Raw genomic sequence first — 13,670 nt, forward strand, 5'->3', positions numbered from 1 at the left:
AAAAGCTTCGGGGAGACGTGTCATGGTTCGCTCGCAGGTCGTGGACAAGGTCCGGCAGTGGTTCGTGAATCCGGCCGCGCTGGGGTATCTCGCGCTGGTGGTCGCCGTGCTGGGGTGGATCGCCGTGGACACGCTGTTCGTCGCGCACGAGGACGCGAGCATGGCCGGGGTGTGGGCGTTCGTGGTCACCGGGCCCGTGTCGTGGATCTTCCTGATGCTGCCGGAGCCGCTGGTGACGGCGGGGGTCGTGGTCGGGGCCGTGGTGCAGGCCGGGGTCCTCGGGGCGCTCTACCGGGCCGCTACGCGCGGGCGCGGGATGGGTGCGGCGCTGACCGAGCGGTAGCGGCTGGTGTGCGCCCGCGCGGGCGGGGCAGTCTGATGGTCGTAGCAACGATCTACGGCCGCCCGGCATCCGTGCGGCGCGCGAACCCAGTGAGGTGCGAGATGGAGTTCACCACCCGGCCGACGCTCCAGGGCACCTTCGGCATGGTGTCGTCGACGCACTGGCTCGCCTCCCAGTCGGCGATGGCGGTCCTGGAGGACGGCGGCAACGCGTACGACGCGGCGGTGGCGGGCGCGTTCGTGCTGCACGTCGTCGAACCGCACCTCAACGGGCCCGCCGGAGAGGTCCCGATCCTGCTGGCGCCCGCGGGCGGCGAGGTGCGCGTCCTGTGCGGCCAGAGCGTCGCCCCCCGGGGCGCGACGATCGCGCACTACCGGGCGCTCGGCCTCGACCTCGTACCCGGCACAGGGCCCCTCGCGGCGGCCGTGCCGGGCGCGTTCGACGCGTGGCTGCTCCTCCTGCGCGACCACGGCACCAAACGCCTCACGGACGTCCTGAAGTACGCCATCGGCTACGCGGAGCACGGGCACGCGCCCGTGGAGAACGTCCGCACGACCGTGGAGACCGTACGGAGCCTCTTCGAGACCGAGTGGACGTCCTCCGCACGGGTCTACCTCCCGGACGGCCGCCCGCCCCGCCCCGGCGCCCTCCTGCGCAACCCCGCCCTCGCCGCGACCTGGCGCCGCCTCCTGGACGAGGTGTCCGGCACGTCCGACCGCGCGGCGCAGATCGACGCCGCGCGGGACGTGTGGCGTACCGGGTTCATCGCCGAGGCGCTGGTACGGCAGTCCGCGCGCCCCACCCTCGACGCCACCGGCCAACGCCACACCGGCACCCTCACGGCCGCCGACCTCGCCGGCTGGTCCGCGGCCTACGAGGCGCCCGCGACGTACGACTGGAACGGCTGGACCGTCTGCAAGCCGGGCCCCTGGAGCCAGGGCCCCGCCTTCCTCCAGCAACTCGCCCTGCTCCCGCCGCAGCTGCCGCCCTACGGGAGCGCCGACTACGTCCACCTGCTGATCGAGGGCTGCAAGCTCGCGATGGCCGACCGCGAGGCCTGGTACGGCGACGCGCGCGAGGTGCCCCTCGCCGACCTGCTGTCGCCGGCGTACAACGCCGGACGGCGCGAACTGATCGGCGACAAGGCGTCGTACGAGCTGCGGCCCGGCGCGCCCGGGGGACGCGAGCCCCGCATCGGCGCGCACGCGCGCGTGGACGCCGATTCCGCGGCGCCCGGCGTGGGGGAGCCCACCGTCGCCACCGACGGCACGACCCGGGGCGACACCTGCCACCTGGACATCGTCGACCGGTGGGGCAACATGATCGCGGCCACGCCCAGCGGCGGCTGGCTCCAGTCCAACCCGGTCGTGCCGGAACTCGGCTTCCCGCTGGGCACGCGGTTGCAGATGACGCGCCTGGAGGAGGGCCTCGCGGACTCCCTGACGCCCGGACGACGGCCCCGTACGACGCTGTCGCCGTCCCTCGCGCTGCGCGACGGCGTGCCCGTGCTGGCGTTCGGCACGCCCGGCGGCGACCAGCAGGACCAGTGGCAGGTGCACTTCTTCCTCGCCGTCGCCCTGCGCGCGCCCGCGCGGGGCGGACTCGACCTCCAGGGGGCGATCGACGCGCCGAACTGGCACAACGACTCCTTCCCCAGCTCGTTCTACCCGCGCGGGACGAACCCCGGCAGCGTCACCGTGGAGGAGCGCACGCCCGCCGGGGTCGTCGAGGAACTGCGGCGGCGCGGGCACGACGTGACCGTGGGCGGCCCCTGGTCGGAGGGGCGGCTGTGCGCGGTCGCGCGCGACCCGGGGACCGGCGTGCTGTCCGCCGCCGCGAACCCGCGCGGGATGCAGGGGTACGCCGTCGGCCGCTGACCGGCGGGAACCGGCCTTTCATCCCGATTCCACCCGGAGTGCATCGGGCGGGCGGGGATTGTCAGTGGGGCGTGCTCTCATGGAGACATGATCGAAGACAAGGAAACCATCGAGGAGTTTCTCGCCCGGCGTGCGGCCGACGTGGAGGAAGCGGTCCGGACGGCCGCCGCGACCGAGATCATGCCGCGCTTCCGGCGGCTCGGCGCGGGCGACGTGGACGAGAAGGCGGGCCCGCACGACCTGGTGACCGACGCGGACCGGCTCGCCGAGAAGTACCTCACCGACGTCCTCGGCAGGCTCCTGCCCGGCTCGGTCGTCGTGGGCGAGGAGGCGGTCCACGCGGACCCGTCGGTGTACGGGGCGATACGGGGCGACGCCCCCGTGTGGATCGTCGACCCCGTCGACGGCACCCGCCCGTTCGTGCGCGGCGAGGACGGCTTCTGCACGCTGGTCGCGCTCGCCCGGCGCGGCGTCCTCCTCGCCTCCTGGACGTACGCGCCCGCCCGCGACCAGCTCGCGACGGCCGTGCGCGGCGGCGGCGCGTACCTGGACGGCGAGCGCCTGCACGCCGGCCGCCCCGCCCCCGGCGCCGACCTCCGTGTCGCCTGCTCCCACCCCGACTACACGGACGACGACCAGAAGGCCGTCCTGCGCCACCTCTGGACCGACGGCATCGCCCCGCGCGCGTGCGGCGCCGCCGGACTGGAGTACCTCGCCATCGCCCGGGGCGAGTCCGACGCGACGGCCTTCTCCTGGGAGGCCGCCTGGGACCACGCCGCCGGGATTCTGCTGGTTGAGGAGGCCGGGGGCGCGCACCTGACGCTCACCGGAGAGCCGTTCCGCATCACCGGGGGCAACGCCCTGCCGTTCACGACGGCGCGGGACGCCGAGACCGCGCGGACGGTCATCAGGACGCTCGCCGCAGGGGAGTGAGCCGACGCCCCGGACCCGTTGTCGGACCCCCGGCATATCCTGGCCCCAGGTGGCCGGACGGCTGACGAAGGGGTCCGAAGTGGCGGCGGTGTTCGATGCGGTGGTGGTGGGGGCGGGGCCGAACGGACTGACCGCCGCCGTGGAGTTGGCGCGCCGGGGGTTCTCCGTGGCGTTGTTCGAGGCGAAGGAGACCGTCGGCGGGGGCGCGCGCACCGAGGAGCTGACGCTGCCGGGGTTCCTGCACGACCCCTGCTCGGCGGCGCACCCCCTCGGGATCAACTCACCGGCCTTCCGGGCGCTGCCCCTCGATCGGTACGGCCTCCAGTGGCTGCACTCGGAGCTGCCGATGGCCCACCCGTTCCCGGACGGCAGCGCGGCCGTGCTGGCGCGTTCCGTCGCCGAGACGGCCGCGTCCTTCGGCCCGCGCGACGCGGGCGCCTACCGCCGCCTGGTCGAGCCGTTCCTGCCGCACTGGGACACCCTCGTACGGGACTTCATGTCGCTGCCCCTGACCGCGCTGCCCCGCGACCCGGTCACCCTGGCCCGCTTCGGCCTCGCGGGCCTGCCCCCGTCGACGTGGCTGACCCGCCGCTTCCGGGACGAGCCCGCGAAGACGGTGTTCGCGGGCCTCGTCGCCCACGTCATGGCGCCCCTCACCGGCCTCGCGACCGGCGCGATCGGCCTCGTCTTCACGCTCGCCGCGCACGCGCGGGGCTGGCCGGTGGCCCGCGGCGGCTCCCAGGCGATCTCCGACGCGCTGGCCGGCTACCTCAAGGACCTCGGCGGCGAGATCCACACGGACTACGAGGTCAAGCGCCTCGACGACCTCCCGCCCGCGCGGGCGTACGTGTTCGACACCTCCCCGACCGCCCTCGCGCGCATCGCGGGCCTCGGCGGCTACTACGACAACTACCGGTACGGCGCGGGCGTGTTCAAGGTCGACTACGCGCTCGACGGCCCGGTCCCGTGGACCGCCGAGGCGCCCCGATCGGCGACGACCGTGCAGATCGGCGCGGACAGCGCGGAGATCGGCGCCGCGCTGAAGGCCGCGTCCCGGGAGAACCGCGCCCCCGACCGCCCGTTCATGATCACCGTCCAGCCGAGCATCGTCGACCCCACGCGCGCGCCCGAGGGCAAGCAGGTCTTCTGGGCGTACGGCCATGTCCCGAGCGGCTGGACCGGCGACCTCACGGAGCCGATCGAACGTCAACTGGAGCGCTTCGCACCGGGGTTCAGGGACCGGGTCCTCGCGCGCGCGACCTTCGGGCCGCCCCAGCTCGCCGTCCGCAACGCCAACTACGTGGGCGGCGACATCGGCACCGGAGCGTTCTCCGGGCTCCAGGTGATGCTCCGTCCCAAGCTGTCGCTGTCGCCGTACACCACCAGGCACCCGGCGATCTTCATCTGCTCCTCGGCGACCCCGCCGGGGCCCGGGGTGCACGGCATGTCCGGACACAACGCGGCGAAGGCCGTATGGCGAAGACTGCGCGCACAAAGGTGAGTTCACGTGCCCATACCCTCAACTCCCCGGACTCCGCAAAGCCTTTCCCGTGTTGCCTTCACCACTGCTCCACGTACATCCGGATACCTTTGAAAGTGAAAATACTGTGAGTAAGGTGCGTGCATGGATGATCGGAAATTTACATTCCGCTCCAAGTCCCCCTATGACCGGCGCACTTCGGATTTACTACGGCTCGTCAGGGCACCCGCGGCTCTGAGCGTGCCGGGCGATGTGCTCGCCGGAGCGGCGGCGGCCCGTACCCCCTGGCACCCGCGCGTCCTAGGGGCCACCGCCTCCTCCGTCTGCATGTACTGGGCGGGCATGGCGCTCAACGACTACGCGGACGCCACGGTCGACGCCGTCGAGCGCCCCGACCGGCCCGTCCCCTCGGGACGCGTGCCCCGCCGCACGGCCCTCGCCGTCGCGACCGGCCTGACCGCCGCGAGCCTCGGCCTCGCCGCGGCGACCGGAGGCCGCCGGGGGCTCCTGGGCGCGCTCCCCCTCACGGCCCTGGTCTGGTCCTACGACCTCGGCCTCAAGTCCACCCCGGCGGGCCCCGCCGTGATGGCCGGCGCCCGCGCCGCCGACGTCCTCATCGGCGCCCTCGCGGTCGCCCCGCCCGGCGCCGCCGCGAGCGCCCTGCGCCGGGGCACCCTCCCGGCCGCCCTGATGGCCGCCCACACGTACACCCTCACCGCCCTGAGCCGCCACGAGATAGCGGGCGCCCCCGCGGGCGTCCCGGCCCGGACGCTGGCCGCCTCCACGGCGACCGCGCTCGCGACGGCGGCGGGGCCGCTGGTACGGGGGCTGAGGGGATCCGGCACGGCGGCCGACGCGGACGGCGGTACGGCGCTGAGGGGCATCGCGGGCGGAGCGGCGAGGCCGGCCGCGCGCGCCGTGCCACCCACGGTCGCCGGAGCGGGCGGTACGGCGAGCCGGCCGGCCAGCCGCTTCGCGAGGCAGCCGATCGCCGGGCCGGCCCGGTCGGGCGTGAGGTCCGCGGGGGCGCCGGCAGGCAGGGGGAGCGCCCTGGCCTCCGTGGCGTCGGCAGCGGGCGGCGCGAGTGCCCTGGCTTCCGTGTCGGCAGCAGGAAGGGCGAGTGCCCTGGCCTCCACGGCGTCGGCAGGAAGGGCGAGCGCTCTGGCCTCCATGGCGTCGGCAGCAGGCGGCGCGAGCGCCCCGGCCTCCGGGACGGCGACCGCCGCCCGCGCCACCGTCCTCGCCGCCGCACTCCGCGGAACGCGCCCCCAGGACCCCCGTACCGCCGCCACCGCCCTGATCGCCGGTGCCGCGGCCCTCGCCTACCTCGGCTCCTACGGGCTCGCGCAGGTCAAGGCCGTGCGGGCGCCCTCGGGGGAGAACGTACGGGGCGCGGTCGGGGCCGGGATCACCGCGCTCGTCCCCTTGCAGGCCGCGCTCACGGCGCGCGCCGGTGCTCCCGTCGCGGCGGCGCTGCTCGGCGCCGTACACCCCCTCGCCCGCCGACTGGCCCGGCGGATCTCCCCCACCTAACTCCCGTGTGAGGAACCAGGCATGGCCTCCCCCCTCAGGTTCGGCTACGGCACCAACGGATTCACGCACCACCGGCTCGACCACGTCCTCGGTGTCCTCGCCGACCTCGGTTACGACGGCGTGGCGCTCACCCTCGACCACGTCCACCTCGACCCGTACGCCGACGACCTGCCCCGCCGAGTAGCCGACGTACGCCGGAAGTTGGACCGGTACGGGCTGAGCGTGACCGTAGAGACAGGTGCCCCCTACCTCCTCGACCCCTACGGCAAGCACCAGCCCACGCTGATGGGCGACGGCGTCGACCAGCGCGTCGAACTGCTGCGCCGGGCCGTGCGCATCGCGGATGAACTCGGCTCGCCCACCGTCCACTTGTGCAGCGGCCCCGCCCCCGACGGCGTCCCCGAGGCCGACGCGTTCAAGAGGCTCGCCGACGGGGTCGGACGGGTGCTGGAGACCGCCGAGTTCTACGGCGTCTCCCTCGCCTTCGAACCCGAGCCGTACATGTTCGCCGACACCGTCGAACGCTGTCTGCGCGTCGCCGAACTCACCGGCGGACACGAGCTGTTCGGCATCACCCTCGACATCGGGCACGCGCACTGCGTCGAGGACCTCCCCCTGCTGGACTGCGTACGGCTCGCGGCGCCCCGGCTGCTGAACGTACAGATCGAGGACATGCGGCGCGGCATCCACCAGCACCTCGAACTCGGCACCGGCGAGATCGACTTCCCGCCCGTGCTGGCCGCGCTGCGCGACCTCGGGCACACCGGTCTCGTGTCCGTCGAGATCCAGGGCGGCGCGCTCGACGCCCCCGAACTCGCCCGCCGCTCGCTGGAGTTCCTGCGCGCGGCACAGTAACCGCTCACCCCTGTTTCCCCGTTCTCCGCCACCCCCTCAGGAGACTCCGCAGGCATGGCTACCGCCCACCCGACCCCGCAGGCGCCGCCGGACCCCCGGCCCGCCCTCGCCGGTGCTCCGCTCCCCGACCGGGCGCGGACCTGGCTGGACACCGCGACCGCCCGCGTCGCCGCCGATCCCACCGCGATCCGCGCCCTCTTCCCAGCCGCCCGCCGCCAGTGCGGCCAGGCCCCGCTCACCGACCACTGGCACACCGACGACGCGGTCCGCGCGGCCCTCCTCACGGCCCTGCCCCTGCGCGGCGAGGCCCTCGCGGACGCGGTCGCCGACCTCTACCGCCACGGCGACCCGGCCGAACAGCGGGCGGTCCTACGGGCGTTGCCGCTGCTGGAGGAGGTCAACGCGGAGGCCGGCGCGGAGTGGGACGAGGGGAGGGCGGACGCAGAAGGGGCGCGGACCGGCGACGGGAACGGCGTCGACGCCACGTCCCCGTCGGACGGCTCCGGCAGCGTCAACTCACCGCACGCCACCGTGGGTTGGGGCGATCCGACCCCGTCCGACGGCGCGGTGACGCCCTTCCGGGTCACCGGGCGCCCCGTCCCCGACGCCCGTCGTACCCTTTTCGCCGCCGCCGCCGCCCCCGCCGACGACCGGCTCGGTGAACTCGCGCTCTCCCTGGTCCGGGAGGCCCTCAGGGGCAACGACAACAGTGTGATCGAGGCGGCGCTCGGGGCGTACGCGGCGGCGCGGCTGCCGGACGCGGAGTACCGGCAGGCCGTGCTGAAGTGCGTCTTCTACGACATCCCGCTCGACCGCCTGTACGGCCTCGACGCCCGCGCGGACCGCGAACTCGCCCGCATGCTGGCCGACTTCGCGCACGAGCGCATCGCGGCGGGCCGGACGGTCCCGGCCGACGTCTGGCCGCTGGTCCGCGCGCACACGGCCCTGGCGAAGTCCCTCGCCGCCCGCGCCCGCGACCTCGCCGAGACCCGCCCGGAGGCGGCGGCCCGTGCGCTGGCCGCACTGGCGGAGACGGAGAGGGACGCGGCAACGGGCCAGGAAACGGTTGCTGCAACGGCCGGCGAACCGACTCCGGAGACGGCTGCGGAAACGTTCGCTGAAACCGCCGAGAAAACGATTGCTGCAACACCCTCCACGCCTCCCACCCCCGCCCCCACCGGCACCCTCCCCAGGAGGCCCTGACCATGCGTATCTTCGACCCGCACATCCACATGACGTCCCGCACGACGGACGACTACGAGGCCATGTACGCCGCCGGGGTCCGCGCCCTCGTGGAGCCCGCGTTCTGGCTCGGCCAGCCCCGCACCTCCCCGCAGAGCTTCTACGACTACTTCGACGCCCTGCTCGGCTGGGAGCCGTACCGCGCCGCCCAGTTCGGCATCCAGCACTTCTGCACGATCGCCCTGAACCCGAAGGAGGCCAACGACCCGCGCTGCCTTCCGGTACTGGACGAACTCGACCGCTACCTCGCGAAGGACAGGGTCGTCGCGGTCGGCGAGATCGGCTACGACTCGATGACCCCGCAGGAGGACGAAGCGCTCGCCCGTCAGCTCCAACTCGCCCTGGACCACGGGCTCCCGGCGCTCGTGCACACCCCGCACCGGGACAAGGCGGCCGGCACCCGCCGCACGCTCGACGTCGTCAGGGAGTCCGGCATCGACCCCGCACTCGTCGTCCTGGACCACCTCAACGAGCTCACCGTCGGCATGGTCCTGGAGAGCGGCTGCTGGGCCGGCTTCTCGATCTACCCGAAGACGAAGATGAGCGAGGACCGCATGGTCGAGATCCTCAAGGACCGCGGCACCGACCGCGTCCTGATCAACTCGGCGGCGGACTGGGGCAGTTCGGACCCGCTGAAGACCCGCAGGACCGCCGACGCGATGCTGGCCGCCGGGTTCGACGACGCCACGGTGGACAAGGTGATGTGGCGCAACCCCGTCGCCTTCTACGGCCAGAGCGGCCGGCTCGAACTCGACGAGCCGAAACCGGACGACACGACCCTGTTCGAGGGTAACTCGATCAAACGCGGAGGTGAATGAAGTCCGGTGCGCCTGAAGCATGCTGACGGCACGACAGTTCGCACGGACTACTACGGCAACGTCCACCAGGCGGAGGACTGGACGTCTACCTCCCCGACTGGGCCGACGCTTGGCGCGTGCGCTTCCACGCACCCCTGCACGCCGACCACGAGCCCCCACGGCGCACCACGTCCGGCTAACTCGCCGCCGTTTTCGCCGAGTTGTTCGCAGGACCGGCGGCGCTGTGCGACCACGCCGAGGTCGAGACGTACGCCTGGTCCGGCCTGCCTACCGCACCCACCGATCTCCCCGACGGAATCGCCGCCGAACTCTCCTGGGCCCACGAGCAGTTGACCGGCCTCGATCTCGAAGGCGCCGCGCTCAAGGGCCTCGGCGTCGAAGGACCGGCCCTCGAGGAGCCCGCCGACAACAACCCCGGCCCCAAGGATCCCGACCACCCGCAGGAGCGCCCATGAAGAAGCGCCTCGTCGTCCTCGACATCGTCGGCCTCACCCCCAACCTGCTGCGCCACATGCCCTCGGTCGCCGCCCTCGGTGAGCGCGGCTCCCGGGCCCGCCTCGACACCGTGCTGCCCGCCGTCACCTGCACGGTCCAGTCGACGTTCCTCACGGGCGAACTCCCGTCCGTGCACGGGGCGGTGGCGAATGGCTGGTACTTCCGCGACCTCGGCGACGTCCTGCTGTGGCGCCAGCATAACGCCCTCGTCGCAGGAGAGAAGATCTGGGAGGCGGCCCGCAGGGAGAACCCGGGCTACACGGTCGCCAACGTCTGCTGGTGGTACGCCATGGGCGCGGACGTCGACTGGACGGTCACCCCGCGCCCGGTCTACTACTCCGACGGCCGCAAGGAACCCGACTGCTACACGTGGCCGCCCGAACTCCACGGCGAACTCACCGAACGGCTGGGCCCCTTCCCCCTGTTCACCTACTGGGGACCCAACGCGGGCCTGCCCTCCACCCAGTGGATCCTGGCCGCCGCCCGGCAGATCTTCGACGACAAACAGCCCGACCTCACCCTCGTCTACGTCCCCCACCTCGACTACGAACCGCAGCGCACCGGCCCGAACTCCCCGCAGACGGCCGCCGCCGCCCGCCAACTCGACGCCGCGCTGGGCCCGTTGATTGCCCACTTCGAGAAGGAGGGCGCGACGGTCGTCGCCCTCAGCGAGTACGGCATCGCCCCCGCCTCCCGCCCCGTCGACGTCAACCGGGCCCTGCGCGCCGCCGGACTCCTCGAAGTCCACACCCAGGACGGCATGGAGTACCTCGACCCCTGGACCTCCCGCGCCTTCGCCGTCTCCGACCACCAGCTCGCCCACGTCTACGTCCGCGACCCCGCCGACACCGACCGCGTGGCCGCGATCCTCGCCGAACTCGACGGCGTGGACGAGGTGTTGGACGCGGCCGGCCAGAAGGAGCACGGCCTCGCCCACGAGCGCTCCGGTGAACTCGTCGCCGTCGCCGAGCCGGACGCCTGGTTCACGTACTACTACTGGCTCGACGACGACCGCGCCCCCGACTTCGCCCGCCAGGTCGAGATCCACCGCAAACCCGGCTACGACCCGGCCGAGTTGCTGTACGACGAGACGGTCCCGGCGGTCAAGGTACGGGCCATCGGCTCCGTGATCCGCAAGAAACTCGGCTTCCGCTACCGCATCCGTACGGTACCCCTCGACCCCTCCGGCGTCCGGGGCAGCCACGGCCGCCTCCCCGACAACCCCGACCACGGCCCCGTACTCCTGTGCTCGCGGCCGGAGTTGACGCGCGAGGCGTACGCGGCGACCGAGATCAAGGACCTGCTGCTCGGCCTGTCGGTGAGGGGCGGGGCGCGTAAAGACGGGTGAGGACGGCGCCGAGTTGGTAGAAACGCCCTCATGACCACCCTCACCTTCGTCCGGGGCGACATCACCGACCAGTCCGTCGACGCCATCGTCAACGCGGCGAACTCCTCGCTGCTCGGCGGCGGTGGCGTCGACGGCGCCATCCACCGCCGGGGCGGCCCGGCGATCCTGGACGCCTGCCGGGACCTCCGCGCATCCCACTACGGCAAGGGCCTGCCCACAGGCCAGGCCGTCGCCACAACTGCCGGGAATCTGGACGCCCGTTGGGTGATCCACACCGTCGGCCCGGTCCACAGCGCCACCGAGGACCGCTCCGCCCTCCTCGCCTCCTGCTACCGCGAATCCCTCAAGGTCGCAGACCGACTCGGCGCCCACAGCGTCGCGTTCCCCGCGATCTCCGCCGGGATCTACGGCTGGCCCATGGACGACGCCGCGCGCATCGCGGTGCGGACCGTGCGGGAGACGCCCACGCGGGTCGAGGAGGTGCGGTTCGTGCTGTTCGACCAGGGCGCGTACGACGAGTTCACGGCGTACGCGGCGATCTGATCGTCGTATCCGGACCGTCCCGGTTCACCCTGTCGGGTGACTCTGGCTGCCGGATCGTTTCTTCCGGGTTGCGCAGAAACGTTCTGCTGCTAGCTTCGGCGCGTTCTTGCCAAGATCGTCCGAGGAAGCGTGCCGGTGCAATCACCCATCTGGACCGAGGAGTTGGGCGTCGAGGAGCGGGCGGGGGAGCAGGGTGCCCGGACCGCCGGGGCCGCCTTCACCGCCGAGGGCGTCTTCACTGCCGGGGCTGCCTTCGCCCCCGTGGCAGCCTTCACCGCCAGGACCGCCGAGGACATCGCCGTCCGCATCGGTCGCTTCGCCCACCCCGCCACCCGTCTGCTGCTCAGCGCCGACGGGCTCACCACCACCTTGCTGCGGGCCTGGACGGGCGCCGAGGTGGGCGTGCTGCGGGCCGCGCAGCACCGGGTTCCGGCCGCCGAAACCCCTTGGGGCGCGGGGGAGTTGCTCGGCGCCGGGGGCGGCGAGAGGGTCGTACGGCACTCCGTGCTCGGCGGGGCCGACGGGAGCGAGCTCTCGCGGAACGTCGTGGTGGCCCGGCCCGAGCTGTGCCCGTCCGCCGAACGCTGCCTCGCCGACACCTCGGCGCCGCTCGGGCCCATGCTGCAAGCGGCGGGAACCGGTTACCGGCGTTCTCTGCTGGACGTGGGGCTGCGGCCCTGGGAGCCGTGCGGGGAGCCGGCCGCGTACAAGACGTACCTGCTGTGGCACGGGGACCTGCCGTTCGCCGTGATCTCCGAGCTGTTCGATCCGGCGGTCGTCCCGGCGGCCCTGCGATGAGCGCGGGCCGCGTCGCGGTCGTCGGCGCCGGGCCCGCCGGGCTCGTGCTCGCCGCGCTCCTGCACCGGGCCGGGATCGACGTCGAGGTCTGGGAGCGCGGGAGCCGGCTCCACGTCGAACAGCGGGCCCGGGCAGGGCTGTTGGAGCATCGGGTCGTCGACCTCCTCGCCGCGCACGGGCTCGCCGACCGGCTGCTCAAGGAGGGCGAGCGGCACGGGTGGTGCGACTTCCTGTGCCTCGGTGAACGGACCCGCGTGGACTACGGCGAGCTGTCCGGGGGGTTCCGACACTGGGTGTATCCCCAGCAGTTGCTCGTCCGCGACCTTGTCGCGACGCTGGAGGGGATGGGCTGCCCGGTCCATTTCGACTCGCCTGTACGGGAGTTGGACGGTACGTCGCTGCGGCTCGAACGGGGCACCGTCCGCGCCGAGTTCGTGATCGGCTGCGACGGCGCGCACGGCGTCGTCGCCGAGAGTCTCCCCGACTCCCTTGCCCTGCAACGGCGTTACCCCTACGACTGGCTCACCGTCCTCGCCGACATGACCCACCCCGTCGAGGGCGTGCTCTACGCCGTCCACGAGGCCGGGTTCGCGGGGATGATGCCGCGCGCCGGCAACGTCGCCCGGCTCTATCTCCAGGTCCCCGCCGACGACAGCCCCGCCGACTGGCCCGAGGACCGGGTACGGGAACAGCTCGCGCTCCGGCTCGCCCCCGGCCCCGGCGACCCCGTCCCCGTACGGCTGCGCGAGACCGGCATGCTCCGGATGCGCGGCCGGGTCAGGCGCCGGCTGCGCTCCGGCCCCGTCCTCCTCGCGGGCGACGCCGCGCACCTCCTGACGCCATCCGGCGCCAAGGGCCTCAACCTCGCGGTCGCCGACGCGGCCGACCTGGCGGACGGGCTGATCCGCCGTATCCACCACGGCGACGGCACCGCCCTCGCCGGCTACGAGGCCCGCCGGCTCGCCGCGGCCTGGTGGGCCCAGGACTTCTCCGACCGCCTCCTCGACCTGCTGCACCTCCCGACCGGATCCCCGGCCGACCGCCGGTTCGCACTGGAACTGCGCCGCGAACGCATCAGGGCCCTGACCAGGCCGGGACCGTACGCGACGGCGTTCGGACGGGACTATGCGGGGGCGGCGAGCGTATCGGAGGGATGAAAGGCGGGCGGCGCCGCCGCCACGCCGCTCCCGCAGGCCGCTCCCGCAGGCCGCTCCCGCAGGCCGTTCCCGCAGGCCGTTCCCGCAGGCCGTTCCCGCAGGCCGTTCCCGCAGGCCGTTCCCGCAGGCCGTTCCCGCAGGCCGTTCCCGCAGGCCGCTCCCGCACGTCGCCCCCCACCCCGTCCTCACCCCCGCCGCACCTGACGGACTCCCGCACTGTGTTCGGAGTCACATTCGCGCCATTTGTG

At 73.5% G+C, this 13,670-nt stretch carries 13 protein-coding genes; all 13 read left to right on the forward strand.

Annotated features, from left to right (window positions below):
- The first annotated feature begins 22 nt into the window (after nucleotides 1-22).
- The 13 genes from PV682_RS05015 (at nucleotide 23) to PV682_RS05075 (ending at nucleotide 13,422) form a co-directional block, all read left to right on the forward strand.
- On the forward strand, nucleotides 23-343 hold the full coding sequence (locus PV682_RS05015) for an SCO4225 family membrane protein (RefSeq protein WP_319724441.1): 321 nt from the start codon (nucleotides 23-25) through the stop codon (nucleotides 341-343).
- A 101-nt stretch (nucleotides 344-444) separates the two neighbouring features.
- Nucleotides 445-2,220, forward strand: a complete 1,776-nt coding sequence (locus tag PV682_RS05020; protein WP_319724442.1) for a gamma-glutamyltransferase family protein — start codon at nucleotides 445-447, stop codon at nucleotides 2,218-2,220.
- An 87-nt stretch (nucleotides 2,221-2,307) separates the two neighbouring features.
- Nucleotides 2,308-3,153, forward strand: coding sequence for an inositol monophosphatase family protein (locus PV682_RS05025; RefSeq protein WP_319724444.1), 846 nt, complete (start codon nucleotides 2,308-2,310; stop codon nucleotides 3,151-3,153).
- An 88-nt stretch (nucleotides 3,154-3,241) separates the two neighbouring features.
- Entirely contained in the window at nucleotides 3,242-4,654 is a 1,413-nt protein-coding gene (locus PV682_RS05030; RefSeq protein WP_319724850.1) for a phytoene desaturase family protein, read from the forward strand.
- A 219-nt stretch (nucleotides 4,655-4,873) separates the two neighbouring features.
- Nucleotides 4,874-6,166 carry a UbiA family prenyltransferase gene (locus PV682_RS05035; RefSeq protein WP_319724446.1) on the forward strand — a complete coding sequence of 431 codons (1,293 nt, stop codon included), beginning with the start codon at nucleotides 4,874-4,876 and terminating at the stop codon, nucleotides 6,164-6,166.
- Between the two features lie 21 nt (nucleotides 6,167-6,187).
- Entirely contained in the window at nucleotides 6,188-7,021 is an 834-nt protein-coding gene (locus PV682_RS05040; RefSeq protein ID WP_319724448.1) for a sugar phosphate isomerase/epimerase family protein, read from the forward strand.
- A 54-nt stretch (nucleotides 7,022-7,075) separates the two neighbouring features.
- A complete protein-coding gene (locus PV682_RS05045; protein WP_319724450.1) occupies nucleotides 7,076-8,224 on the forward strand; it encodes an EboA domain-containing protein in 1,149 nt (382 codons plus the stop codon).
- Between the two features lie 2 nt (nucleotides 8,225-8,226).
- Nucleotides 8,227-9,081: a TatD family hydrolase gene (locus tag PV682_RS05050; RefSeq protein ID WP_319724452.1), complete on the forward strand. Its 855-nt coding sequence runs from the start codon at nucleotides 8,227-8,229 to the stop codon at nucleotides 9,079-9,081.
- Between the two features lie 200 nt (nucleotides 9,082-9,281).
- Complete coding sequence (locus PV682_RS05055) at nucleotides 9,282-9,536, forward strand: hypothetical protein (protein ID WP_319724455.1); 255 nt, start codon at nucleotides 9,282-9,284, stop codon at nucleotides 9,534-9,536.
- Nucleotides 9,533-10,924, forward strand: a complete 1,392-nt coding sequence (locus tag PV682_RS05060) for an alkaline phosphatase family protein (RefSeq protein WP_319724456.1) — start codon at nucleotides 9,533-9,535, stop codon at nucleotides 10,922-10,924. The genes PV682_RS05055 and PV682_RS05060 overlap by 4 nt, the downstream gene beginning before the upstream one ends.
- Before the next feature lie 30 nt (nucleotides 10,925-10,954).
- A complete protein-coding gene (locus PV682_RS05065) occupies nucleotides 10,955-11,467 on the forward strand; it encodes an O-acetyl-ADP-ribose deacetylase (protein ID WP_319724457.1) in 513 nt (170 codons plus the stop codon).
- A gap of 135 nt (nucleotides 11,468-11,602) precedes the next feature.
- Entirely contained in the window at nucleotides 11,603-12,265 is a 663-nt protein-coding gene (locus PV682_RS05070) for a hypothetical protein (protein WP_319724458.1), read from the forward strand.
- Nucleotides 12,262-13,422: an FAD-dependent monooxygenase gene (locus tag PV682_RS05075; protein WP_319724459.1), complete on the forward strand. Its 1,161-nt coding sequence runs from the start codon at nucleotides 12,262-12,264 to the stop codon at nucleotides 13,420-13,422. The genes PV682_RS05070 and PV682_RS05075 overlap by 4 nt, the downstream gene beginning before the upstream one ends.
- The last annotated feature ends 248 nt before the right edge of the window (nucleotides 13,423-13,670 follow it).

The sequence above is a fragment of the Streptomyces niveiscabiei genome, assembly GCF_033794345.1.
GTDB classification, from domain to species: Bacteria; Actinomycetota; Actinomycetes; order Streptomycetales; family Streptomycetaceae; genus Streptomyces; species Streptomyces niveiscabiei.